This window comes from Actinospineispora spinosispora DSM 44797 (assembly GCF_000429025.1).
Classification (GTDB): domain Bacteria; phylum Actinomycetota; class Actinomycetes; order Mycobacteriales; family Pseudonocardiaceae; genus Pseudonocardia; species Pseudonocardia spinosispora.
The window spans coordinates 478822-502511 of sequence record NZ_KE386833.1; the positions used below are offsets into that span (position 1 = coordinate 478822).

Annotated in this window: 22 protein-coding genes; 14 read left to right on the forward strand and 8 right to left on the reverse strand. The window is 70.7% G+C overall.

Translation table 11 applies throughout. The features are described from left to right. The first annotated feature begins 5 nt into the window (after positions 1–5). The gene (locus G406_RS49965) at positions 6–1148 is read left to right on the forward strand and encodes a sensor histidine kinase (RefSeq protein ID WP_051342693.1); all 1143 of its coding nucleotides are present in this window, start codon (positions 6–8) and stop codon (positions 1146–1148) included. Then, positions 1148–1765, forward strand: a complete 618-nt coding sequence (locus G406_RS0125890) for a response regulator transcription factor (RefSeq protein WP_037078426.1) — start codon at positions 1148–1150, stop codon at positions 1763–1765. Before G406_RS49965 ends, G406_RS0125890 begins: the two co-directional genes overlap by 1 nt. A gap of 6 nt (positions 1766–1771) precedes the next feature. Here G406_RS0125890 and G406_RS57905 read toward each other — a convergent pair whose 3' ends face one another. Further along, on the reverse strand, positions 1772–2455 hold the full coding sequence (locus tag G406_RS57905; protein WP_051342694.1) for an alpha/beta hydrolase family protein: 684 nt from the start codon (positions 2453–2455) through the stop codon (positions 1772–1774). A 32-nt stretch (positions 2456–2487) separates the two neighbouring features. Next, on the reverse strand, positions 2488–2913 hold the full coding sequence (locus G406_RS57910) for a hypothetical protein (RefSeq protein WP_084216382.1): 426 nt from the start codon (positions 2911–2913) through the stop codon (positions 2488–2490). Positions 2914–2942: 29 nt separating this feature from the next. Here G406_RS57910 and pdxR point away from each other — a divergent pair, with 29 nt between their 5' ends. The 5 genes from pdxR to pucL all read left to right on the forward strand — a co-directional run bounded on the left by pdxR (position 2943) and on the right by pucL (position 8230). Further along, on the forward strand, positions 2943–4361 hold the full coding sequence (pdxR, locus tag G406_RS0125905) for a MocR-like pyridoxine biosynthesis transcription factor PdxR (protein ID WP_028936002.1): 1419 nt from the start codon (positions 2943–2945) through the stop codon (positions 4359–4361). Positions 4362–4534: 173 nt separating this feature from the next. After that, entirely contained in the window at positions 4535–6505 is a 1971-nt protein-coding gene (gene uraD, locus G406_RS49975) for a 2-oxo-4-hydroxy-4-carboxy-5-ureidoimidazoline decarboxylase (protein ID WP_084216383.1), read from the forward strand. Beyond that, a complete protein-coding gene (uraD, locus tag G406_RS0125915) occupies positions 6502–6993 on the forward strand; it encodes a 2-oxo-4-hydroxy-4-carboxy-5-ureidoimidazoline decarboxylase (protein WP_028936003.1) in 492 nt (163 codons plus the stop codon). The genes uraD (G406_RS49975) and uraD (G406_RS0125915) overlap by 4 nt, the downstream gene beginning before the upstream one ends. Further along, the gene (gene uraH / locus G406_RS0125920; RefSeq protein WP_028936004.1) at positions 6990–7307 is read left to right on the forward strand and encodes a hydroxyisourate hydrolase; all 318 of its coding nucleotides are present in this window, start codon (positions 6990–6992) and stop codon (positions 7305–7307) included. Before uraD (G406_RS0125915) ends, uraH begins: the two co-directional genes overlap by 4 nt. A gap of 2 nt (positions 7308–7309) precedes the next feature. Continuing rightward, a complete protein-coding gene (gene pucL / locus G406_RS0125925) occupies positions 7310–8230 on the forward strand; it encodes a factor-independent urate hydroxylase (protein WP_028936005.1) in 921 nt (306 codons plus the stop codon). A gap of 173 nt (positions 8231–8403) precedes the next feature. Here the strand turns inward: pucL and G406_RS0125930 are convergent, their stop codons facing one another. Continuing rightward, positions 8404–9945 carry a PucR family transcriptional regulator gene (locus G406_RS0125930; RefSeq protein WP_028936006.1) on the reverse strand — a complete coding sequence of 514 codons (1542 nt, stop codon included), beginning with the start codon at positions 9943–9945 and terminating at the stop codon, positions 8404–8406. A 115-nt stretch (positions 9946–10060) separates the two neighbouring features. Here G406_RS0125930 and G406_RS0125935 point away from each other — a divergent pair, with 115 nt between their 5' ends. The 6 genes from G406_RS0125935 to G406_RS0125960 are packed head-to-tail and all read left to right on the forward strand — an operon-like array spanning position 10061 to position 16942. Next, positions 10061–10945 carry an FAD binding domain-containing protein gene (locus G406_RS0125935; RefSeq protein ID WP_028936007.1) on the forward strand — a complete coding sequence of 295 codons (885 nt, stop codon included), beginning with the start codon at positions 10061–10063 and terminating at the stop codon, positions 10943–10945. A 4-nt stretch (positions 10946–10949) separates the two neighbouring features. Then, a complete protein-coding gene (locus G406_RS0125940) occupies positions 10950–11444 on the forward strand; it encodes a (2Fe-2S)-binding protein (protein WP_028936008.1) in 495 nt (164 codons plus the stop codon). Beyond that, positions 11441–12802 (forward strand): 8-oxoguanine deaminase, encoded by a 1362-nt coding sequence (locus G406_RS0125945; RefSeq protein WP_037078432.1) that lies wholly within the window; start codon positions 11441–11443, stop codon positions 12800–12802. Before G406_RS0125940 ends, G406_RS0125945 begins: the two co-directional genes overlap by 4 nt. A gap of 1 nt (position 12803) precedes the next feature. Next, a complete protein-coding gene (gene pucD, locus G406_RS0125950; RefSeq protein WP_028936010.1) occupies positions 12804–15113 on the forward strand; it encodes a xanthine dehydrogenase subunit D in 2310 nt (769 codons plus the stop codon). A 6-nt stretch (positions 15114–15119) separates the two neighbouring features. Then, positions 15120–16118 (forward strand): allantoicase, encoded by a 999-nt coding sequence (gene alc, locus G406_RS0125955; protein ID WP_037078435.1) that lies wholly within the window; start codon positions 15120–15122, stop codon positions 16116–16118. Between the two features lie 23 nt (positions 16119–16141). Further along, complete coding sequence (locus G406_RS0125960; RefSeq protein WP_028936012.1) at positions 16142–16942, forward strand: isocitrate lyase/PEP mutase family protein; 801 nt, start codon at positions 16142–16144, stop codon at positions 16940–16942. 17 nt (positions 16943–16959) lie between these two features. Here the strand turns inward: G406_RS0125960 and G406_RS0125965 are convergent, their stop codons facing one another. Beyond that, positions 16960–18363, reverse strand: coding sequence for a GntT/GntP/DsdX family permease (locus G406_RS0125965; RefSeq protein WP_028936013.1), 1404 nt, complete (start codon positions 18361–18363; stop codon positions 16960–16962). After that, positions 18360–18878, reverse strand: a complete 519-nt coding sequence (locus G406_RS0125970; protein ID WP_037078900.1) for a gluconokinase — start codon at positions 18876–18878, stop codon at positions 18360–18362. The genes G406_RS0125965 and G406_RS0125970 overlap by 4 nt, the downstream gene beginning before the upstream one ends. A gap of 126 nt (positions 18879–19004) precedes the next feature. On the opposite strand from G406_RS0125970, the gene G406_RS0125975 reads away from it, so the two are divergent. Then, positions 19005–20636, forward strand: a complete 1632-nt coding sequence (locus G406_RS0125975) for a flavin-containing monooxygenase (protein ID WP_028936015.1) — start codon at positions 19005–19007, stop codon at positions 20634–20636. Positions 20637–20891: 255 nt separating this feature from the next. Here G406_RS0125975 and G406_RS49980 read toward each other — a convergent pair whose 3' ends face one another. Genes G406_RS49980 through G406_RS0125990 form a run of 3 tightly spaced genes read right to left on the reverse strand, consistent with a single transcriptional unit; the run spans position 20892 to position 23669 of the window. Next, positions 20892–21722 carry a zf-HC2 domain-containing protein gene (locus tag G406_RS49980; RefSeq protein ID WP_051342695.1) on the reverse strand — a complete coding sequence of 277 codons (831 nt, stop codon included), beginning with the start codon at positions 21720–21722 and terminating at the stop codon, positions 20892–20894. After that, positions 21719–22276 (reverse strand): sigma-70 family RNA polymerase sigma factor, encoded by a 558-nt coding sequence (locus tag G406_RS0125985; protein ID WP_037078904.1) that lies wholly within the window; start codon positions 22274–22276, stop codon positions 21719–21721. Before G406_RS0125985 ends, G406_RS49980 begins: the two co-directional genes overlap by 4 nt. Further along, complete coding sequence (locus tag G406_RS0125990; protein WP_028936017.1) at positions 22263–23669, reverse strand: PepSY-associated TM helix domain-containing protein; 1407 nt, start codon at positions 23667–23669, stop codon at positions 22263–22265. Before G406_RS0125990 ends, G406_RS0125985 begins: the two co-directional genes overlap by 14 nt. Positions 23670–23690 lie beyond the last annotated feature (21 nt).

The following is a 23690-nucleotide window of genomic DNA, read 5'->3' on the forward strand; positions in this document are numbered from 1 at the left end:
CGGTGATGTCGAGCGCGGCGAGCAACGGACACGACGACCTGAGTGACGTCGCGGTGGACTCCCGGGAGTGGCCGGTCTTCCCCCGGACCGGGGCGAAGGGTGCGCGTCGGTGGGACTGGATGATCTCGTCGCTGCTGGTCGTCTGGCTGGTCAGCGGGACCGTGGAGACGGTGCGGGCCGGGGGCTCACCCGCGCTGCTCATCCCGCTGACGATCGCGTACGGCGGGGGATACCTCCTGGTGTGGTGGGTGGCCCCGCGCTGGTCGCCCGCCTACCGGGTCCTGATGGTTGCTCTGTTGTTCGTCCTCGGCATCGGTTATCTCCTGGCCTCGGGCTCGAACCGCTCCTTCGGTTATCTGGCCTACGCCGTCGCCGCCGCCGTGATGTTGTTGCCGCTCGCGGCGTCGAGGGCGATCGTCGTCCTGACCATCGCCTCGGCCATGGGGTTCGGTCTGGCGGCCGACGGGCAGATCGACGACCAGGGCACCGTCGTGGTGGCCCTGGTCGGGCTACTGGCACTGACCACCAGCCGGATGGCCAGGCTGGTCGGCAAGCTCGCGGTGGCCCGATCGGAGATCAGGACCCTGGCCGTGGCCCACGAGCGGGCCCGTCTCGCGCGCGACCTGCACGACGTACTCGGCCACAGCCTCACCGCGATCACGGTCAAGGCCTCACTGACCCGCAGGCTGCTGGAGAGCGGCCGGAGGGTCGAGGACGCGCTCGCCGAGGTCCGTGATGTGGAGAACCTGGCGCGCACCACACTGGGTGAGGTGCGCGCGACGGTGGCCGGTCAGCGTCGGATGACGCTGGTCGAGGAGCTGGCCGCCGCCCGCGCCGCACTGCGTGCCGCCGGGATCGACGCAGACCTGCCGACCTCGACCGATGACGTCGACACCCGGTTGGACGAGCCGCTCGCCTATGTCCTTCGGGAGGGCGTGACGAACGTGGTCCGGCACAGCCGCGCGCGACGGTGCATCGTCCGAGTGGGACGGCGGTGGCTGGAGATCGTCGACGACGGGGTCGGACCGGTCAACGGGGCAGGCAACGGCCTGACGGGGCTCTCCGAACGGCTGGCCGCCGTCGAGGGCACGATCGAGACCGGTCCGGGGCCGACCGGCGGGTTCCGACTGAAGGCGGAGATTCGCTGATGCCGAACAATCCGATCACCGTGCTGGTCGCCGACGACCAGGCGCTGGTCAGGGGTGGGTTGGTCGCCATGCTCGACCTGGAACCGGACCTGACCGTGGTGGCCGAGGTGGCTCGTGGGGACGACGTACTCGCGGCCGTCGTGGACAAGCGACCGGACGTCGCCCTGCTGGATGTACAGATGCCCGGTCTCGACGGGCTCGAGGTCGCGCGGCTGTTGCGTGAGTCGGCGCCCGGCTGCCGGGTCATCATCTGCACGACCTTCGGGCGTCCCGGCTACTTCAGCAGGGCGATGGCGGCGGGTGCCGCCGGTTTCGTGCTGAAGGACGCACCACCGGAACAGCTGGTCGACGCGATCCGCCGAGTCCACGCCGGGCTGCGCGCGGTGGATCCCGCACTGGCCGCCGACGCGATGGCGATCGGGGCCAACCCCCTGACCGACCGTGAACAGAACGTCCTGCGTGCCGCGGGGGAGGGGCGGACCGCCGCGGAGATCGCCAAGGCACTGCACCTGTCACACGGAACGGTCCGGAACCATCTGTCGTCCGCGATAGGCAAGACCGATGCGGTGAACAGCGCCGACGCGGTGCGCATCGCCGAGAACAACGGCTGGCTCTAGTGGGCACTAGCTCGTCGGGCCCAGCCGGTACGCCTCGTCGAGCTCCGGTGCCAGCGGTTCCGTGCCCAGCTCGCCCGCCACGAACCGTCGGGTGAGCGTCGACCAGGTGTGCCGCTCGCGCAGCATCGCGTGGCCCTCGCCGGCTATCTCGAACCGGGCGACGCGAGTCGCCACGTCCCTGGCCCGCACCGCGTAGCTGTAGGACTGCCGTGGGTCGGTCATCCGGTCCTCGACGCCGTGCACGATCAGCAGGGCGCGGCCGGACAGCTGGTCGACCGGATCCGAGCCGTCCAGCCACGGCGCCAGCGCGCACACCGCCCTGACCGAGGGATGGCCCGCGGCGTGCAGCGCCGCCCGTCCGCCCATCGAGTGCCCGACCAGCACCGCCGGCACACCCGGGTGGCGCAGGGACATCTCGTCCAGCACCCGCTCGGTGTCCTGGTACGCGTCCCGCTGGGCGCCGTTCCACCCCCGGTACCGATAGCGCAGCAGCCCGACGCCGACCCCGTCCGCGCGCAGCGCACCTTCGAGCATGTGAGCGATCGGCACCATCCGCAGGTACGCGGGCCGCAGCCGGTGCGGCCGCTGGAGGCTCACGGACTGGCCGCCGTGCAGCACGACGACCAGAGCTGACGGCCGCGCCGGAAAGCGCCGGATCACGTCGAGGCGGGGTGCGCGAGGGTCTGTCACAACGTCATCAAACAGGGCGTGAGCTCCGGCCGTCACTTCGCGTCGAGAATCCAGCGTGTCGCTCGGGCCAGGATCTCGGACGGGACCAGCTCGTCGGCAGTGATCGTGGTCGCCCTGGTCGTGCCGCGCGGGCTGAAGTGCCGCATCACGTCGACGTGCAGTGGCAGCCGCACGAATCGGCGCAGGTCGGCTTCGTTCGACCAGACGGAGATCGAGCCGGTGCGGGCTTGCAACGGCAGCGACCACAACCACAGCCCGACGGCGCCGGGCATGGCGTACCAGCCCTGGCGCAGCCGAAACCCGGTCCGCGCGATAGACGGGAGGTCCCGATAGCGCGCCGAGGTGAAGTCCGTGACGCTCACGACCACCGGACCGGTGTGCCTGACGACCGGGCCGGGCGTCCACCGGGTGAGTACCGGGCGCGCGGACGTGGTCGGGGACCTGCTCGTCAAAGGCACACCGGTGACTCTGAGGCTAAGATTGGCCGGTGTCCAGACCCAATTCTGACGCAGCTAGCCGGACCAATTCTCAGTTCCCGGCCGATCTGCTGGTCGTGCTCGATCGGACGCGACCGCGATCGTTGCGCGCCCAGCTGGAGAGCGAGCTGCGCAGGCTCATCCAGTCCAGCCAGGTGCCGGCCGGCACGCGGCTGCCTCCGTCCCGGACACTGGCCGAAGACCTGGGTGTCGCGCGGAGCGTCGTGGTCGAGGCGTACGGCCAGCTCGCTTCGGACGGCTATCTCGACGCGCACCAGGGATCGGCCACGACGGTGCGCGCCGTGGCGACGTCGCGCAGCGAAGGCGGCCGGGCCGGGACCGCGCCCGCGTCGACCGTCAGGTTCATCGGCGGACTACCCGACCCGGGGCTCTTCCCCAGGGCCGAGTGGCAACGGCACTACCGCGCCGCACTGACCGCGGTGTCGGACCGTGAGCTGGGATATCCGGGTCCGTTGGGTGCCTCCGCACTGCGCGAGGCGCTGACGGGCTACCTCGGGCGGGTCCGCGGGGTGATGACGTCGCCGGGCCAGCTGCTGGTCACCTCGGGCGTCACCCAGGCGCTGACGCTGCTGTGTGGTGTTCTCCGCGCACGTGGTGTGCGGGCGGTCGCGCTGGAGGACCCGTGTTTCGGCGTCCACCGCGAGATCGTCGTCAGGGCCGGTCTGCGTCCCGTGGCGATCCCGGTCGACCAGGACGGTCTGGACATCGCCCGGCTGACGGCCCACGAGATCGGTGCCGTTCTGATCGCTCCGGCCCACTCCTACCCGATGGGTGCGGTGCTCAGCGGCGCCCGGCGGTCCGCACTGCTCGACTGGGCCAGGGGGAGCGGCGGGCTGATCATCGAGGACGACTACGACGCGGAGTTCCGCTACGACCGGACACCGATCGGCGCATTGCAGGGGCTGGCACCGGAGCATGTCGTGCACGCGGGTTGCGTGAGCAAGACGCTGACCCCGGCGTTGCGCCTGGGCTGGCTGGCGTTGCCGAGCGACCTGGTCGACGAGGTCGCGGCGGAGAAGATGTACGCCGACATGGGCAGCACGCTCCTCGAGCAGCTCGCGCTGGCCCGGTTCGTCGCCGGCGGGGGATTCGCCCGTCACCTGCGGCGGGTCCGGCCGACCTATCGACGCAAGCGGGACACCGCGATCCGGGCGCTGGCGGCGGCGCTGCCCGATGCGCGTCCGCTCGGCGTCGCGGCCGGGCTGCACCTCTACGTCCAGTTGCCCTCCGAGTGTGACGAGCAGCGACTCGTGGCTCAGGCGCGCGACCGGGGAGTGCTCGTCGAAGGCGCGTCCTGGCACTGGGCCGAGCCGCACCTGGCGCCGCCCGCGCTCGTGCTCGGCTACGGCTCGCTCGCCGAGTCCGCGATCCGGGACGGGATCGCGGTGGTGGCGAGCTGCCGTTCCTGAGGTTCTCGGCTCGCTGGTTCGGGTCCGATTCCGCACACTCATTGGTGGATCGCACAAAACGGGAGTGGCCCACGCCACGCTTGTTCGTCGATCCGGTGAGTACCGTGCCGGACTGCGTGACCCGCATCGTTAGCGGACGGCCACGCCCGCCGTCCCCAGCTCGTGAGGTGCCCATGCGATTTGCCAGAGGCCGCTCCAGCCAGGATTCCGCATCGACCCAGGATTCGGCAGCGACAAGGCCGAGGACCGTCCATCCCGTCGACGAGGTGTTACCCGCCGGACGGTTGGCGCTGTACGGAATCCAGCACGTACTCGCTTTCTACGCCGGTGCCGTGGTCATCCCGATCCTGCTGGCGGGTGCGATCGGGCTGTCCGAGCGTGAGCTGATCCACCTGATCAACGCGGACCTGTTCACCTGCGGCATCGCCTCGATCATCCAGTCGGTCGGCTTCTGGAAGGTCGGCGTACGGCTGCCGCTCGTCCAGGGCGTCACGTTCACCGCCGTGTCGCCGATGATCGCGATCGGGCTGGCGGCCGGAGGTGGCACCAGCGGCCTGTTGATGATCTACGGATCGGTGATCGTCGCCGGTCTGGTCACGTTCTTCGCCGCGCCGTACTTCAGCAGGCTGATCCGCTACTTCCCGCCGGTCGTGACCGGCTCGGTCATCCTGATCATCGGTATCGCGCTGCTGCCGGTCGCCGCGCAGGACGTGGTCGGGGGCGCCACGAACGCGCAGCCCGCGAACTCGCGCAACCTGGCGTACGCACTCGGGACCCTCGCGCTCATCGTGATCATCCAGCGGGTCTTCCGCGGTTTCATGGCCACGGTCGCGGTGCTGGTCGGGCTTGTGCTGGGCACGCTGGTCGCCTGGGCGCTGGGTGACGCCAGCTTCACCGCGGTGGTCGGCCAGCCCTGGCTCGGCGTGACGACACCGTTCTTCTTCGGCATCCCCAAGTTCAGCGTCGCGGCCATCGTGTCGATGGTGGTGGTCATGCTGATCACCGCCGTCGAGACCACCGGTGACGTCTTCGCCACCGGCGAGATCGTCGACCGGAGGATCGGCCGCGAGGACATCGCGCGGGCACTGCGGGCCGATGGCCTGGCCACCACGATCGGCGGTGTCCTCAACTCGTTCCCCTACACCTGTTTCGCGGAGAACGTCGGTCTGGTGCGGCTGACCCGGATCTCCAGCAGGTACGTGGTCGCCGCGGCCGGCGTGTTCATGATCCTGATCGGTCTCGTGCCCAAGGCGGGCGCGGTCGTGGCCTCGATCCCGCACCCGGTTCTCGGTGGCGCCGCGCTGGCGATGTTCGCCACCGTCGCGGTCGTCGGAATCCAGACCCTCGGCGCCGTGGACTTCCACGACAACCGCAACGTCGTGATCGTGGCCTCCAGCGTCGGGCTGGCACTGCTCGCCACGGTGCAGCCGGACATCGCCAAGGCGGTCCCGGGGTGGGCGCAGATCGTCCTCGGATCGGGGATCACCCTGGGCAGCGTGACCGCGATTCTGCTGAACGTCGTGTTCCACCACATCGGCAAGGACTACGGACCGGCCGTCGCCGGCACCCCCGGCGGCGCCTCCGTGCGCCTGGACCAGGTCAACGAGATGGACCGGGCCCAGTTCGTCAGCACCTTCCGCAGGCTCTTCCAGGACACCGACTGGGTCGTGGAGAAGGCCTACGAGAACAAGCCCTTCGCGGATACCTCAGCGCTGCGGACCGCGTTCCAGGAAGCACTATTCACCAGCGGCCATGAGGAGCAGCGCGAGTTGATGACGCACTATCCGGCACTCGGCGACGACCGGGTGGCCGACGGGACGGAGGGCGAAGAGTCCGTCCGTGACCAGTCCGCCGCGGGTCTGACCCGGTTGACCGAGGACGATCACGCCGAGTTCGACAGCCTGACCAGCGCCTACCGCGACCGGTTCGGCATCCCGCTGATCGTGTCCGTGCGTGACGCCGGCAAGCGGGACCGCATCCTGGAGGAGGGCTGGCAGCGGCTGGCCAACTCGGCGGCGCAGGAGCACGCGGCGGCGCTCGTGGAGGTGGCGAAGATCGCCAGCCGGCGCTTCGGTGACCTGGTCGCCGACGCGAACCCGATCCACAGCGCACGTAGCTGGGCGCTGGGAAGAGAGGATCGGTGAACCTCGCCGAGTTCAACGAGCTGCCCGACGAGTCCGCCCGCGAGCTGCTGCTGAGCTGCTGCAGCGCGCCCCGGTGGGCGAGTGAGGTCGCGGCCGGCCGCCCGTACGCCACGGTCGCGCAGCTGGGCGTCGCGGCCGAGGACGCGCTGACCGACTCCGACGTCGTCGACGGGCTGACCGGACATCCCCGCATCGGTGAGCGCAGTTCCGACCCGAGGTCGAGCAGGGAACAGAGCAAGGTCAGTGAGGCGGGCGAGGACGTGCTGTCCGCGTTGGCCGAGGGCAACCGTGCCTACGAGGAACGATTCGGGCACGTCTACCTGGTGTGCGCCAGCGGCCGGGGTGCCGAGGAGCTGCTGGCGGTGCTGCGTGACCGGCTGGACAACGATCCGGCGACCGAATGGCGTGTGGTGCGCGCCGAGCTCGCCGCGATCAACCGGCTCCGGCTGGCCCGGGTGCTCGGCGAGCAGACGGCGGTGACCGGATGAGCCTGTCGACCCACGTCCTCGACACGACCCTGGGGATCCCGGCCGCCGGAGTGGCGGTCCGGCTGGAGCACAGCGCCTGCACTCTCGCCGAGGCGGTGACCGACGGCAACGGCCGGATCGGAGCCCTCGGCGCGGACCTGGCGGCGGGCACCTACCGGATCGTCTTCGACACCGGGACCTACTTCGCATCGGCCGACCGGCCGGTCTTCTACCCGGAGGTCGCCGTCAGTTTCGTCATCAGCGACCCGGCGCGGCACCACCACGTGCCGCTGTTGCTGTCGCCGTTCGGTTACTCCACCTATCTCGGGAGTTGACAGTGGAATCCCAGGACACAGCCTCGCGCGCCGGCATCGTGCTCGCCGAGAACCAGTACGGCAAAGCGGAATGCCGGGTCGTCCGCATCTACCGTGACACCGAGCGGCACGAGATCCGGGACGTCACCGTGTCCACGTCGCTGCGCGGTGACTTCGGCGCGGCGCACATCCACGGTGACCAGAGCCGGGTGCTGCCGACCGACACGCAGAAGAACACCTGCTACGCGTTCGCCAAGGAACACGGCCTCCGGGAGATCGAGAACTACGCGCTGCAACTCGGCAGGCACTTCGTCGGGACCGTGGAGCCGGTACACAGCGCCCGGATCGAGGTGGAGGAGCTCGACTGGGAGCGGGTCGAGGTCGACGGCCGGGGCCACGACCACACGTGGGCCCGGCGGGGCGCCGAGGTGCGCACCACGGCGGTCACCGTCGAGGGCGATCAGGCGTGGGTCGTGTCCGGCCTGCGTGACCTGGTGCTGCTGAAGTCGGCGGGCTCGGAGTTCGCCGGTTTCCTCACCGACCGCTACACGACGCTGCCGGAGACCCACGACCGGATCATGTCGACCTCGCTGGTCGCCAGGTGGCGCTACCGGGACACGGACGTCGACTGGGACAAGACCTGGGCGTCGGTCCGCCGGATTCTGCTGGAGCGGTTCGCCGAGGTGCACTCGCTGGCGCTGCAGCAGACGCTGTGGGAGATGGGCAGCAGCGCGCTGGCCGAGCACCCGGAGATCGCCGAGATCAAGCTGTCCGCTCCGAACCGGCACCACTTCGTCGTCGACCTCTCGCCGTTCGACCTGGAGAACCCCAACGAGGTCTTCTACGCCGCCGACCGCCCGTACGGCCTGATCGAGTGCGCGGTGACCCGGGAGGACGCCCCCGACGCCGGTCCGGCGTGGCGCTCGGTCCCCGGCTTCGCCTGAGCGAGCCCAGCTCGCACAGACCGAGTACACGCCGCACAGAGGCCCCAGCCTCTGTGCGGCGTAGAAAACCTCTGTGCGAGCTGCGGTTTGTCGGTGGTTCTGTCTACGACGGCCTGGACCGGGGTCCGGGATCGAACTTTGCTCAGTTGCGTGGGTGCCAGCCTCTGTGCGGGCTATCGCGAACGCAGGGCCAGGAAGACGTCCACGCGGTCCTCGAAGCGGGCCAGGTCCCGGCCGGTCAGCTCCTCGACCCTGCTGATCCGGTAGCGGACCGTGTTGACGTGCAGGTGCAGGTGCTGGGCGACCCTGCTCCAGGAACCGGAGTGGTCGAGGAAGGCCTCGAGGGTCTCCACCAGGCCCGCGTCGTTGCGTGCGTCGTAGTCCAGGACCGGGTCCAGGACCCGGGAGGCGAAGGCGCGCCGGACCTCGTCCGGGACCATGGCGAGCAGCGCCACGTGTGAGGTGACCTCGGCGTCGGTCACGACGTTCAGCGGGCCCGAGCGCAGCCGGGCGAGTTCGCGCGCGTGCTCGGCCTCGCGGATGGCACCGGACAGCGCCTCGGCGCCCGACGGCCTGCTGATCCCGACGGTCAGCCGCAGGCCGCCGAGGGCGGGCTGCAACCGCTCCAGCGCGGTGCGCAGAGTGGCCGACGGGTCCGGGTCCTGGCCGCCGGCCACCAGCGCCACGGCCAGGCCGTCCGACGTGGCTGCCGCGACCGGCGGCCCCAGGTGCGCGACCGCGTCCTCCAGCACCGTGACCGCGGTTTCGGTCAGGTCCGGCCGGTCCACGAACCCGGCCACGACCACCATCATCCGGACGGTCGGATCCAGACCGACCTGGCGCAGGCGGGCCGCGGTCTCGGGCTGACCGGACGCGCCGGCCGTGATCAGCCGGATGGCGTCGTCGGCGATCGTCCTGGCCACCCGGCGGCCCTCGTTGCGCCGCGACCGGTCGAGCGCGGCGAACGCCACCAGCTCGCCGACCGCATCGGAGACGTCCGGGCTCCAGCTCTGCCACGGCCCGACCACCACCACGAACCACGAGGTCAGGCGCTGTGCCAAGGCCGGGCCGACCGGGAACACCGAGTAACCGGGCTGCCCGGAGACGTTCGCGGGCAGCCGGTCGGCCGTCAGGTACGCCTGGACCACCAGGTCGACCTTCGAGGCCGTGAGCGGCACCGGGCCGGGCACGATCGCCCGGCCGGTCGGCGTGAAGATCCGGCAGACCACCCCGATCGTCTCGGACACCCGGCCGGACAGCTCGGTGAGCCCCATCCCGCCGGCCACGGCGGAGAGCAGCTCGCGCTGTCTGCCGAGCCGAGCGGCCAACCGGTCACCCCGCGCCGCCGTGACCGAGCCGGTGACCTGCTCGGTGACCGCCGAGAAGGAGACCTCCTCCGGCACGGCGATCAGAACCATGCCCCGCCGCCGGCACGCCGCTTCCAGGTCCGCGGGGACGTGGTGGAGGCGCGCCTCCCCGGCGGCCAGCGCGGCCGCTCCGGCGTCCGCGATCGTGTCGACGAACAGGTCGCTGTCGCCGGGCCCGTTGTGCCACACCAGACCGCTGATCACCAGCTCCCCGCCGGACAGGTAGCGACCGGGGTCGATCAGGTCGGTCGTGTAGACCCAGCGGACCGGACGGTCGAGTGCCGCATCGGTTCCGACGAGCAGCCGCAACCGTAGTTCGGGCACGGCGAGCAGGTCCCGAAGCAGCATTGGAGGAACCTACAACTTCATCGGGTGTTCGGCGCGACACTTCGTCTGCGTGATGGCTTATGCGGACCGTCGGAGTAGCGCTGTACTGGCACAGTCCTACGGAGAAGGAGTCCCGATGGAGTTCCTGCAGCCGAGCACCTGGCAGGAGGCGCTGGCCGCCCGCGCGGAGTTCCCCGATGCGGTGCCCGTCGCCGGCGGCACAGATGTCATGGTCGAGATCAACTTCGATCGACGCAGGCCGGGTGCCCTGCTGGACCTGACCCGGATCACCGAGCTGCGCGAGTGGAGCCGGGAGTCCGACGCGGACGGCGCGCGGGTACGGCTCGGGTCCGGGGTCAGCTACACCCGGCTGATCGCCGAGCTGGGCGATGAGCTGCCCGGTCTGGCGATGGCGTCGCGCACGGTCGGTTCCCCGCAGATTCGCAACCGGGGCACCGTCGGCGGCAACCTGGGTGCGGGCTCGCCCGCCGGCGACTCGCATCCTCCGCTTCTGGCCACCGACGCGGTGGTCGAGGTCGCCTCGGCGGCGCGAGGCACCCGTTTCATCCCGATCATCGAGTTCTATCTCGGGGTGAAGAAGACCGCGCTGGCCGAGGACGAGCTCATCGCGGCGATCCTGCTGACCCCGGCGTCGGGGCCGCAGCAGTTCTGCAAGATCGGCACCCGCAACGCCATGGTGATCGCCGTGTCGGCGTTCGGGTTCGCCCTGCACCCGGCGCGCCGCTCGGTGGGCACCGGGATCGGATCGGCCGCGCCCACCCCTCGGCGTGCGCACGAGGCGGAGACGTTCCTGGCCGGGGAACTCGAGGCGGCCGGGCTGTGGGACTCCCGCGGCCCGTTGCCCGAGTCGTTGACCCGGGAGTTCGGCAGCCGGGTCAGCGACGCGGCCGCTCCCATCGACGACGTGCGCGGCAGCGCCGCCTACCGCAGGCGTTCGCTCGCGGTGATGGCCCATCGTGCCGCGAACTGGGCCTGGAACGACTACCGGAAGGCAGCCTGACGCCATGCGGGTCACCACGACACTGAACGGGACGAAACACGTCGTCGACGACGTCTGGGAGGGCGAGAGCCTGCTGTACCTGCTGCGTGAGCGGGTCGGTCTGCCCGGTTCCAAGAACGCCTGTGAGCAGGGCGAGTGCGGTTCCTGCACCGTGTACCTGGACGGGCTGCCCAGCTGCGCCTGCCTGGTGGCCGCCGGTCAGGTGAACGGCCGGGAGGTCACCACGGTCGAAGGGCTCGCCGACAACACGGCGGAGGAACCCGCGCTGCACCCGGTCCAGCAGGCCTTCCTCGAGTGTGGAGCGGTGCAGTGCGGGTTCTGCACGCCCGGGCTGATCGTGTCCACACACGACCTGCTGGCGCGCAACCCTGAGCCGTCCGACCCGGAGATCCGCGAGGCGCTGGCCGGCAACCTGTGTCGGTGCACCGGCTACGAGAAGATCCTGGACGCCGTGCGGCTGGCCGCGCAGCGTGGCACCGACGAGCAGGGCGACCGATGAGCGGCACCGTGATCATCGAGGGTGCGCACATCGTCACGATGGACGGGCAACGCTCCGAACACACCGACGGTCACCTGGTCGTCTTCGACGACCGGATCGTCACGGTCGGCGACGGCCCCGGGCCCCGGCCCGAGGGCGCCAGGGTCATCGACGCCAGGGGATGTCTGGTGACCCCCGGTCTGGTCAACACACACCAGCACCTCTACCAGTGGGTCACCCGGGGGCTCGCGGTCGACGACACCCTGTTCGGCTGGCTGACCCGTCTGTACCCGGTGTGGGCGGGGATCGACGAGCACGCCGTGAACGTCGCCGCGAGCGGTGCACTGGCCTGGCTGGCCCGCACCGGGTGCACGACCAGCACGGACCACCACTACGTGTTTCCCCATGGCGGAGGCGACCTGCTGGCCGCCGAGATCGAGGCGGCCAGGGCGGTGGGCCTGCGGTTCCACCCGTGTCGAGGCTCGATGGACCTGGGCCGCAGCGCGGGCGGCCTGCCACCGGACGAGGTCGTCGAGGACCGGGACGCCGTGCTGGCCGCCTCGGCCGACGCGATCGACCGCTGGCACGACCCGGCTCCCGGCTCGATGCTGCGGATCGCGCTGGCCCCCTGTTCGCCGTTCTCGGTGACCGGTGAGCTGATGCGCGAGTCCGCCGAGCTGGCGCGCGAGCGCGGCCTGAGGCTGCACACGCACCTCGCGGAGACCCTGGACGAGGAGGACTTCTGCCGCGAACGCTTCGGCTGCACGCCGCTGGAGTACGTGGAGAGCCTCGGCTGGACCGGGCCGGACGTCTGGTTCGCCCACGCGGTGCACCTCGACGACTCGGCCGTGAAGAAGATCGCGGACAGCGGCACCGGTGTGGCGCACTGCCCGTCCTCCAATGCCCGTCTGGGAGCCGGCATCGCACGGTCCCGCGACCTGCGTGACGCGGGCGCCCCGGTCGGGCTCGGCGTCGACGGCGCGGCGAGCAACGAGGCGGGCAGCCTCCTGGAGGAGGTGCGGCACGCGTTGCTGTTCGCCAGGGCCAGGGGAGGCCCCCGTGCGCTGGCGGTGCGTGACGCACTGGAGATGGCGACGCTCGGCGGCGCCGCGCTGTTGGGTCGCACCGACGAGATCGGCTCGCTGGAACCGGGCAAGCTCGCCGACCTCGCGGTATGGCGGATCGACGGGTTCGCCCACGCCGACATCGCGGACCCGGTGGCCGCGCTGGTGCTCGGCGCCCCACCGCCACTGGAACTGCTGCTCGTCGGCGGCACACCGGTCGTCGAGCACGATCGTGCCCTCGGCGTCGACGCGGAGGCACTCGCGCGGGACGCGACGGCCGTCCATCGCGCACTACTGGCCAAGGCAGGTGGTTGAGGTGACCAGTACCCAGAACGACACCCGTACCGAGACTCGCGGCCGCATCGGGGACAGCCCGCTGCGCGTGGACGGTGTGCTCAAGGTGACCGGCGAGTTCGCCTACGCCAGCGACCTGTGGCACGACGACATGGTGTGGGGCGTGACGTTACGCAGCCCGCACCCGCACGCCCGCATCCTCGGCATCGACATCACCGACGCGCTGACCGTGCCGGGCGTGGACGCGGTGCTCACCGCCGCCGACGTGCCCGGTGCCAACGCGGTCGGGCTGGAGCACCTGGACACACCGGTGCTGGCCGACGGCGTGGTCCGCTATGAGGGCGAACCGGTCGCGCTGGTCGCCGCCGACCACCCCGAGACCGCCCGCAGAGCCGCGCAGCGGATCAAGGTCGACTACGAAATCCTTCCGGCCGTGACCGACGCCCGGCACGCGCTGGACGACGACGCGCCGAAGGTGCACGAGAACGGCAACCTGGTCCGGCACCTCGTGCTTCGCCGGGGCGAGCAGGACGTCAGCGCGCCGGTCGTGGTCGCGCTCGACTTCGAGGTCGGCATGCAGGACCAGGCGTTCCTCGGCCCGGAAGCGGGCCTCGCGGTGCCCGCGCAGGACGGCGGGGTCGACCTGTACGTCGCCACCCAGTGGCTGCACGTCGACCAGCAGCAGATCTGCCACGCGCTGGGACTGCCGAAGGACAAGGTGCGGCTCAGCCTGGCGGGTGTCGGCGGGGCGTTCGGCGGCCGTGAGGACCTGTCGATGCACGTGCACGCCTGCCTGCTCGCGCTGCACACCGGCAAGCCGGTCAAGATGTCGTACAACCGCGAGGAGTCGTTCTTCGGTCACGTCCACCGGCATCCTGCGACCATGCGTTTCGAGTTCGGCGCCCGCAGCGATGGGACGCTGGTCTACGCGAAGGCGAACATCCTGTTCGACGGCGGCGCCTACGCCTCGTCGACCGGCGCCGTGGTCGGCAACGGCGGCACGCTGGGCCTGGGCCCGTACCGCATCCCGAGTGTCGCGGTCGATTGCTACGGCGTCTACACGAACAACCCGCCGTGCGGCGCGATGCGTGGCTTCGGCTGTGTGCAGGCCGCGTTCGCGCACGAGGCGCTGATGGACGAGCTGGCCGACCGGGTCGGGCTCGACCGGGTGGAGATCCGCAAGCTCAACGGCATGCGCGAAGGCGACCGCAACATCACCGGGCAGCTGATCGACTCCGCCGCCCCGGTCGAGGAGCTGCTCGACATCGTCCGGGACATGCCGTTGCCCGCCCCCCGGTCCGCCGGCGACGAGCTGGACGTGCGCACCTTGCCGGGGGGTGCGTCCAACACCACCCACGGCGAAGGTGTCGTGCGTGGCGTCGGCTACGCCGTGACCTACAAGAACATCGGCTTCTCCGAAGGCTTCGACGACTACTCGACCGCGAGGGTCCGGCTCGAGGTGATCGCAGGCGAGCCGGTGGTCACGGTCCAGACGGCGGCGGCGGAGGTCGGCCAGGGGCTGATCACCGTCGAGCAGCAGATCTGCCGGACCGAGCTGGGGATCGAGCGGGTGGTCGTGCATCCCAAGGACACGACGGTCGGCTCCGGCGGTTCCACGTCGGCGTCCCGCCAGACCTACGTGACCGGTGGTGCGGTGAAGGCGGCGTGCGAAGCGGTGCGCCGGTCGCTGCTCGCCCGCGCTGCCGACCGGCTCGCGGTCACCGCCGACCAGCTCCGGCTCGACGGTGACAAGATCGTGGCGAGCAGCGGCGAGGTGGTCGTGAGCCTCGTCGAGCTGCTCGGTGACGGGACCGATGCCGGGTTCGTGGAGGAGACCGTCGAATGGCGGCACCGCCCGACGCACGCGATCGACCCGGAGACCGGGCAGGGCGACGCGCACGTCCAGTACGCGTTCTCCGCGCACCGGGCGGTGGTCGACGTCGACGTCGAGCTCGGGCTGGTGAAGGTCATCGCGCTGGACACCGCGCAGGACGTCGGCAAGGCGATCAACCCGGATGCCGTGGTCGGCCAGATTCAGGGCGGCAGCGCGCAGGGTATGGGGCTGGCGCTGATGGAGGAAATCCTCGTGACCGACGGTCATGTGCGAAATCCCTCTTTCACCGACTACCTGATTCCGACCATCCTGGACATGCCACCGATGCAGATCGCGGTGCTGGAGTACGCGGACCCGCACGCGCCGTACGGGGTCAGGGGAGTGGGCGAGCCGCCGACGATCTCCTCCGGCCCAGCCGTCGCCGCGGCGATCCGCGACGCCACCGGCCGCGCGCTGCGCCGGGTGCCGATCCGTCCAGAACACATCACCGGAACCTGAGGACTGATGAGCATCGACTTCCGCGAACTGCCCGATCTCGCCGTGCGCACCCTGGGTGGTGCCGTCGTCTACGCGAACGACGAGGCCTTCGCCGCCAGGGAGAACCTGATCTCGGCCGGGCCCTCGGTGTTCGACCCGAGCAGCTTCGGGCACAAGGGCAAGGTCTACGACGGGTGGGAGACCCGCCGCCGCCGCGAAGCGGGACACGACGAGGCGATCGTCCGGCTCGGTGCGGCCGGTGTCGTCAAGGGCGTGGTGATCGACACCAGCTGGTTCAAGGGCAACTACCCGCCGGAGGCGTCGGTGGACGGTCTGTGCCTCGACGGCCACCCGTCGGTGGACGAGCTGGTCGGGCACGAGGGCTGGCAGCCCCTGGTGCCCCCGCAGGCGATCAAGGGCGACGCGGAGAACCCCTTCGAGGTGGTCGGCGATGCGGCGACGCGTCGGTACACCCACGTCCGGCTGCGGATCCATCCCGACGGCGGTGTCGCGCGGCTGCGGGTGCACGGCCAGGCCATCGCGGACCCCTCGGTCGTCGACGCGCTCGGTGTCGTCGACCTCGCGGCCGCCGAGAACGGCGCGACGATGATCGACTCGTCGAACCGGTTCTACGGCTCGTCGACGAACCTGCTCCTGCCCGGCCCGGTGCGGTCCATGGGCGAGGGTTGGGAGACCGCGCGGCGCCGCGACGACGGCAACGACTGGGTCCATGTCGCGCTCGCGGCGGAGGGCCACGTCCGGGTCGCGGAGCTGGACACGTCCTACTTCCTGCACAACGCGCCCGGCTGGGCGTCGCTGCGGGGCAGGCGCGCGGGTGGCGAGTGGTTCGAGCTGCTCGCCAGGACCGCGTTGCAACCCGACACCCGGCACCGGTTCGTGCTGGGTGACACCCCGGCGGCCGACGAGGTCCGGCTGGACATCCATCCCGACGGTGGCATGGCGCGGCTGCGGCTGTTCGGCAGCCTCACCGACGAGGGAAGGGCGGAACTCGGCAGACGCTGGTGACGCTCACCGGTACGGTCGACCGTGTGACATCGCAAGCAGACAAGATCGCGCGGTTCCGCGAGCTCCACGTCCCCGGCCGTCCGCTCGTGGTGGCGAACCCGTGGGACGTGGGCACCGCGAAGCTGCTCGTGTCAGCGGGGTTCGCCGCACTGGCGACGACGAGCAGCGGCCACGCCGCGACCCTGGGGCGGCTCGACGGCGGGGCGACACGCGACGAGGTGCTCGCGCACGCGGCGGAGCTGGTCTCCGCGGTCGAGGTCCCGGTGTCCGCCGACCTGGAGAACGGTTTCGGGCACACCCCTGAGGCGGTGGCGGCGACGGTCACCGACGCCGCCGCCACCGGGCTCGCCGGGTGCTCGATCGAGGACTACACGGGCGATCCGGACACCCCGTTCTACGACCTGCCGCACGCCGTGGAGCGGATCGAGGCTGCCCGCGCCGCGTCGGACCTGGTGCTGACCGCGCGGGCGGAGAACTTCATCCGGGGCAACCGGGACCTCGCCGACACGATCGCTCGGCTGCAGGCCTTCCAGGAGGCGGGTGCCGATGTGCTGTACGCGCCCGGGGTGTCGAGGCCCGACGACCTGCGGAGCCTGCTCGCCTCGGTGGACCGGCCGGTCAACGTGCTGGTGCGCCCCGACATGGTCCCGGTCGCGCAGCTGGCCGAGTGGGGTGTCGCCCGCATCTCGGTCGGCGGCGCGTTCAACCAGGCGATGATCGGCGCGCTGCACCACGCGGCCCGCGAGCTGCTGGACGAAGGAACCTACGGCTTCCTGAACCTGGCCGCCGAGGGCCGAACCCAGATCGCGAAGGCGTTCGGCTGACTTCGTGATGTGTCCACTCAGAAGACGGCTGAGAGCAGCATGACGAAGACGAACGCGATCACCGACACGGCCGTCTCCATGACCGACCAGGTCTTGAACGTCTGACCGACGCTCAGCCCGAACAGCTCCTTCACCATCCAGAACCCGGCGTCGTTGACGTGGGACAGGAACAGTGACCCGGCGCCGATGGCCAGCGCGAGCAAGGCAGCGTGTGACGGGCTCAGCGTGGTGGCGAGCGGCGCGACGATGCCGGCCGCGGTGACCGTGGCGACCGTCGCCGAGCCGGTCGCCAGACGCAGCGCGACGGCGACGAGCCAGCCCAGTAGCAGGACCGACAGGTGCACGTCGGTGGCGAACTTCGCGACCGAGTCGCCCACGCCCGCACCGACCAGGGTCTGCTTGAACCCGCCGCCCGCTCCGACGATCAGGATGACCGCCGCGATCGGTCCGACGCTGGCGCCGATCCGCCGGGACAGCCCCGCGCCGGTGAACCCGACCGCGTAGCCGAACGTGACCAGCGCGAGCAGCACCGCGAGCGTCATCGCGACCAGCGGCTCACCGACGAAGTCGAAGATCGTCCGGATCAGCGGTGGGTTCTTCGCATCCGGCCAGATGATGTCCACGAGCGCCTTGCCCAGCATGAGCACGACCGGGAAGACGATCGTGAGCAGCGTGGCCAGGAACGTGGGCTGCCTGGTCGGGGCCTCCTCGTCCGGTTCCGGCTCGGCGTGCTCAGCCGTGTCGACGCCACCCGCGACCGCCGGCGCACCGACCGGTACCCACTTGGCGAGCAGAACCGCCAGCAGCGGCCCGCACAGCACGACGGTCGGAACGGCGACCAGGATCCCCAGTGCGAGCGTCGTACCGAGTGGCGCGTTCACGGCGCTGATCGCGATGAGCGGCCCGGGATGCGGCGGGATCAACCCGTGCAGCACGGACAGGCCCGCGAGCGCCGGGATGGCGATGCGCATCAGGCGCAGCCGGGATCGTTGGGTGACCAGCACGATCACCGGCAGCAGCAGGATCAGGCCGATCTCGAAGAACATCGGCAGACCGATGATGACCGCGACGAGTGCCATCGTCCAGGGCAGCGCACCGGCCGACGACGAGCCCACCAGTTTGTCGATCACCCGGTTCGCGCCACCGGAGTCGGCGAGCAGCTTCCCGAGCATCGCGCCGAGCGCGATCAGCAGCCCGACCTCCTGCAGAGTGCTGCCCACACCTGACTCGAAGTTGGAGATGACCTTCGGCAGCCCGACGCCGGAGGCCAGCCCGACGAACGCCGAGCCCAGCACCAGAGCCAGGAAGGGATGCATCTTGACCGCGACGATCAGCAGCACGATCAGCGCGATGCCGATCACCGCGACCGCGATCAACCGGGTGTCGTGCGCGCCCCAGGGCATCGCGGCGACGGCGTTCATCGGTGTTCTCCCGTCAGCCGGAGGTGCCGGATGATCTCCTCGGCCTCGCCGCCCGGCGAGTCCACGACATCGACCGTGATCGCCCGCTCGTCCTCGCCCGGTGGTTCCAGCGCGGCGAACTGCGAGTCGAGCAGCGTCGCCGGCATGAAATGCCCGTGACGCGCGGTGAGTCTCCTGGCGATCTGGTCGTACGTGCCGGCGAGGTAGACGAAGACGACGTGATCGCCGCGCAGCACGTCCCGATAGCGGCGCTTGAGCGCGGAGCACGTCACGATGCCGGGTCGGCCCGCGTCGGTCCGCTCGCGGATCCAGCGGGCCACCTCGGCGAGCCACGGCCCTCGGTCGGTGTCGTCGAGCGGGTGCCCGGCCGCCATCTTGGCCACGTTCGCCGGCGGGTGCATGTCGTCGCCCTCGGCCAGCTCCCAGCCGAGCCGACCGGCCAGCACACCCGCGACGGTCGACTTCCCCGAGCCCGACACACCCATCAGAACCAACACCGGACTGGGTTCGCCCATGCTCACGCTCCCTGGTCGGCGCTGACCTGTGCGCAGATCGTAAGGGCTGCGCCGAGGTCGCGCCCGGGGACGAGTTCGACGTGCGGTCTCGCCGAACCTGTCCCACAGTGAGGGTGGGAGGAATCGATGACGGTGTCTCAGGACCAACGCTCCACCGATCGGTCCGGCACGGAGCCCGACGCGATCGTGATCGGTGCCGGGTTCTCCGGCATGTACATGCTTCACCGGCTACGCGCGCTCGGGCTGTCGACGGTCGTGCTGGAGGCCGCCGAGGGAGTGGGCGGAACCTGGTACTGGAACCGGTATCCCGGCGCGCGGTGCGACTCCGAGAGCTACTACTACTCCTACTCGTTCTCCGACGAGCTGCAGCAGGACTGGGTGTGGACGGAGCGGTACCCGGAACAGCCGGAGATCCTGCGCTACCTGAACCACGTGGCGGACCGGTTCGACCTGCGCCGGGACATCCGGTTCGGCACGACGGTCACGCGCGCCCGGTTCGACGAGACGACCGACCGCTGGCGGTTGGACTCCGCGTCCGGCGAGACGTGGACCGCCCGGTACCTGATCACGGCGGTCGGGTGTCTGTCCGCCGCCAACATCCCCCGGATCCCCGGCCTGGACACGTTCGAAGGTCAGTGGTTCCACACCGGACGGTGGCCGCACGAGGGCGTCGACTTCGCGGGTAAGCGAGTCGGCGTGGTCGGCACCGGTTCCACCGGAATCCAGGCCATCCCGGTGATCGCCGAGCAGGCCGCACACCTGACGGTCTTCCAGCGCACCGCGAACTACAGCGTCCCGGCGCGCAACGGTCCGCTCGAGGACGCCGCCCTGCGCGAGATCAAGGCGGACTACCCGGAGATCCGCCGGACCCAGCGCGCGTCGACCAACGGTCACCCGTTCCTGATCAGCGAGAGGTCCGCGCTGGAGGTCTCGCCGCAGCGGCGGCGGGAGATCTACGAATCGGCGTGGAAGGTCGGCGGCCTGCGGTTTCGCGCCTGCTTCCAGGACCTGCTCACCGACAAGGCGGCCAACGACACGGCGTCGGACTTCATCCGGTCCAAGATCAGGGAGACGGTCCGCGACCCGGACACGGCGGCGACGCTCACCCCGACCGACCACCCCTTCGCGACCAAACGTCCGCCGATCGACACGCACTACTTCGAGACCTACAACCGGGACAACGTGAGTCTCGTCGACGTCCGCCGGACCCCGATCGAGGAGATCACTCCGCGCGGCGTGCGGACCGGCCAGGACGTGCACGAGCTCGACTGCCTGGTCTTCGCCACCGGGTTCGACGCGTTGACCGGCCCCCTACTGGGCATCGACATCCGGGGCACCGGCGGTCGGTCGCTGGGGGAGAAGTGGGCCGAGGGCCCCAAGACCTACCTGGGACTGCAGGTCGCGGGGTTCCCGAACATGTTCACGATCACCGGTCCCGGCAGCCCCTCGGTGCTCACCAACATGCCCACGGCGATCGAACAGCACGTCGACTGGATCGCCAGGACCATCGACCACATGCGCGGCCACCGGCTGGTCCGGATGGAGGCGAGCGAACAGGCCGAAGCCGAGTGGGGCGAGCACGTCAACGAGGTGGCGAACCGGACCCTGCTCCCGATGGCCAGCAGCTCCTGGTACCTGGGGGCGAACGTCCCCGGTAAGCCCCGGATCTTCATGCCGTACGCGGGTGGCTTCGCCTACTACGCCGGCCGGTGCGACGAGGTCGCCGACGCGGGGTATCCGGGGTTCGCTTTCGCCTAGGAACAGTTCGGATCCCTACTGGATCGTTCGAGAGCGGGTTAGCCACTCCACCATGTGGGTAAAGAGAGGCATGTGGCTCGTGGTGATTGTTCCCGTCGCTCTGTTGCTGATGCTTCTCGGGATGCAGCGCTTCGAAGCCGCACTGGACGCCACGACACGCCTGACCGCCCGCACCCCACAACGGCACGAATGTGGCTTTAGGGACGTTCAACGTCCCTAAAGCCACATTCGTGTCATCGCGAAACGGTGTGGTGGTCAGGCCGCTCGGTGGTGTGCGGCGGGGCTGGGGCCGGGGTGACCGCCGGAGATCGGGCCGCCGGTGTCGATGGCCCTCAGCTGTGCGGTCAGGCGGGTACCGAGGGACGGCAGGGCGGTGCCGGGGCGCGAACCGGGACGTTCGGTCCCGGTCGTCACGATCAGCACGATCAGTCCGAAACCGATCGCCACGAGTGAATGTGACGCCACCCGCCCGCCGTCGACGTTGCCGCCCAGCAGATCGATCACGCTGACCAGCGAGAGCACGAGTACGAAGCTGCCGAGCACCGGCAGCACGCCGGCCAGGTGCCGGGTCCACGCGGCGCCCGCGATGAAGGCGACGCCCAGAGCGAGGTTCCACGCCGACGACTCGTGAGACATGTGCGCCAGGTCCGCGCCCATCATGGTGCCGTGGTGCATGGTGTGGCCCATGTCCAGGTTCGGCACGATCAGGCCGAGCAGACCGAGGACGGCCTGCGCCGCGCCGACTCCGCCGAGGGCCCACCTGCCGAGCCCGTTCCACCGCGACGGGCGACCGCGGCGAGGGCGAGGCAGGTGCTCCAGTGCGTGCTCGAGCTGCTCGCCGGACAGGCCGGGGCTCGGCTCGGCGTGCGTGGTCCGGATGAGGCGGTTGACGCGCGCCGCGTCGCTGAACCAGCGCGAGCATCCGTGGCAGGTCTCCAGATGCGCGTACGCCCGGTTCAACACCGCGAAGTCCGCCTCGCCGTCGAGATCGGCGGAGAGATGCTCCCGGCAGGTGCTACAGCCCATGTATGTCAGGTCGGCCGGGTCACCCTGCTGGTTCCCGCCCGCACCATTGCGCTCGTTCATCCGCTGCCCTCCCGGTACTGGGGCTCGTCGAGGTGACTGATCAGATCGTTGCGCGCCCGCGCGACACGGGAGCGGATCGTGCCCACCGGGCAGTCGCACACGTCGGCCGCTTCCTGGTAGCTCAGGCCGACCACCTGGGTGAGCAGGAACGCGAGCTTGCGGTCGGGGTCGAGACCGTCGAGCACGGCACGCAGCGCGACGGACTCGCTGAGATCGCCGCGATCCACCGCCCACGGCGTGTCGTCGACCGCGATGTCGGGATCGATCCTCGGCCGGGTGCGGACGGCGCGCAGATGGTCGGCCGCGACCCGCCTGGCGATGGTGAGCAGCCAGGCGCGGACCGGCGACTCGGCCCGGAAGCTGGGCAGGGAGCGGAACGCCCTCGCGTAGGTCTCCTGGGCCAGGTCCTCGGCCACGCCCCGGTCGCTCAGTGCGACCAGCATGCGCCAGAGCTGCTGGTGGGTGTGCCGGACGAACTGGGTCGCCGCCGCGCGATCACCGTCGCGGGCCCGCAACGCCAGTGCGGTCAGCAGCGCGTCGTCAATCACGGGCATCGGCCGGTGTGCGCGAGCGGCGGCCACGGACCGCGTCGAGGAGCAGGAAGAGCAACACCGAGCCGCCGAACACCGGAAGGAACAGCCCGATCGCCACCGCGAGGGCGGCCAGCAGCACCACGGCGCTGAAGCTGGGTGCACGGGTGGCGCCGGGTGAGTCGTCGCGGGTCGGTCTGCGCAGCCACCACATCCGGTAACCCCACACGACCATGCAGATCACCGCCAGCGCCAGCGCGGCCAGCGCGATCTGGCTGGCCAGACCGAACAGTAGCCCCATGTGCGCGTCGACTCCCCACCTGGCGAGCTTCGCGGCGAGCGGCCAGTCCGCGAAGGCGAGCTGGTCCACCACGGTCCCGTTCACCGGGTCGACGGACACCGAGTCCTGCTTCTCCGGCCAGGACCGCTTGTTCTGCATGACGACCCAGGCCCGTCCCGGTTTCGTCGGCGGTGTGATCTCGACCGGATCGCTCAGCCCGTGCGCCCGCGCGACCGCGAGGGCCCGCTCGGCATTGATCGCCAGCTCGGCGGGCGAGCCGGTCGTGGGTGGCAGGGACGGCAACGCCGTGTGCACGGTCGGGGTCGTCCAGCTCATGGCAGACCGCAGTGTGTCGACGTTGGTGCCGGCGAACTGGGACCAGGTCAGCCCGGTCGCGGACAGGAAGAGCAGGCCGACCGTCGCCCACACCCCTACCGAGGCGTGCCACGAGCGCAACCTGACCCGTCCGGTGGCCCGCAGCTCGGGAGCGAGGGTGCGCCGGACCCGGTTCTGCCTGCGCCGCCGGGCCAGCCAGATACCGAGGCCGCTCAGCGTCAGTACCCACAGCCAGCTCGCCGCCAGCTCGGTGTACAACCGGCCCACGGCCCCCAGGTGCAGGGTGCGGTGCAGCTCGTCGAACCAGGCGCGGACCGGCAGCCACTCACCGAACGTCGTGAGCACCCCGGTCGAGCGGGCGGTGTACGGGTCGATGAAGGCGGTCCGGCTGTAGTCGGCGGGCACGCCCGGCGCGTCGAAGACCACGCGGGTCGTGCCCTCGGCGGACACCGGCGGACGGACCTCGATGACCGTACCCCCGGGTACGGCCGCGATCGCGGTCTCGATCTGCTGGGACAGCGGGAGTGGCTGTGCGCCGTGCGGCACGGTGACCCGCAGCTGGTCCTGGTGGACGTAACGCTCCAGCTGGGGGGTGAGCGTGTAGAGCAGACCCGTGGTCGCCGCGATCAGCAGGAACGGTCCGAGGAACAGACCGGCGTAGAAGTGTAGGCGGAGGACCAGCGGGCGCAGCTCGCGCCACCAGAAGTTCGCGGCCCGGCCGCGCCCGGCGGGCGGTGCCGCGGTGAGGGACAGGTGGTCGTCGTCGCGGACATCCGGTCGGGACACGGTGATGTCGGACATGGCGCTCCTAGCTGTCTGTCG

Excerpts from the sequence above, each read along its gene's own strand:
- G406_RS49965 (WP_051342693.1), top strand. The coding sequence starts at position 6 with ATGTCGAGCGCGGCGAGCAACGGACACGACGACCTGAGTGACGTCGCG.
- G406_RS0125890 (WP_037078426.1), top strand. The coding sequence starts at position 1,148 with ATGCCGAACAATCCGATCACCGTGCTGGTCGCCGACGACCAGGCGCTG.
- uraD (WP_084216383.1), top strand. The coding sequence starts at position 4,535 with ATGCGATTTGCCAGAGGCCGCTCCAGCCAGGATTCCGCATCGACCCAG.
- uraH (WP_028936004.1), top strand. The coding sequence starts at position 6,990 with ATGAGCCTGTCGACCCACGTCCTCGACACGACCCTGGGGATCCCGGCC.
- G406_RS0125930 (WP_028936006.1), bottom strand. The coding sequence starts at position 9,945 with ATGCTGCTTCGGGACCTGCTCGCCGTGCCCGAACTACGGTTGCGGCTG.
- G406_RS0125935 (WP_028936007.1), top strand. The coding sequence starts at position 10,061 with ATGGAGTTCCTGCAGCCGAGCACCTGGCAGGAGGCGCTGGCCGCCCGC.
- G406_RS0125940 (WP_028936008.1), top strand. The coding sequence starts at position 10,950 with ATGCGGGTCACCACGACACTGAACGGGACGAAACACGTCGTCGACGAC.
- G406_RS0125945 (WP_037078432.1), top strand. The coding sequence starts at position 11,441 with ATGAGCGGCACCGTGATCATCGAGGGTGCGCACATCGTCACGATGGAC.
- alc (WP_037078435.1), top strand. The coding sequence starts at position 15,120 with ATGAGCATCGACTTCCGCGAACTGCCCGATCTCGCCGTGCGCACCCTG.
- G406_RS0125965 (WP_028936013.1), bottom strand. The coding sequence starts at position 18,363 with ATGAACGCCGTCGCCGCGATGCCCTGGGGCGCGCACGACACCCGGTTG.
- G406_RS0125970 (WP_037078900.1), bottom strand. The coding sequence starts at position 18,878 with ATGGGCGAACCCAGTCCGGTGTTGGTTCTGATGGGTGTGTCGGGCTCG.
- G406_RS0125975 (WP_028936015.1), top strand. The coding sequence starts at position 19,005 with ATGACGGTGTCTCAGGACCAACGCTCCACCGATCGGTCCGGCACGGAG.
- G406_RS49980 (WP_051342695.1), bottom strand. The coding sequence starts at position 21,722 with ATGAACGAGCGCAATGGTGCGGGCGGGAACCAGCAGGGTGACCCGGCC.
- G406_RS0125985 (WP_037078904.1), bottom strand. The coding sequence starts at position 22,276 with ATGCCCGTGATTGACGACGCGCTGCTGACCGCACTGGCGTTGCGGGCC.
- G406_RS0125990 (WP_028936017.1), bottom strand. The coding sequence starts at position 23,669 with ATGTCCGACATCACCGTGTCCCGACCGGATGTCCGCGACGACGACCAC.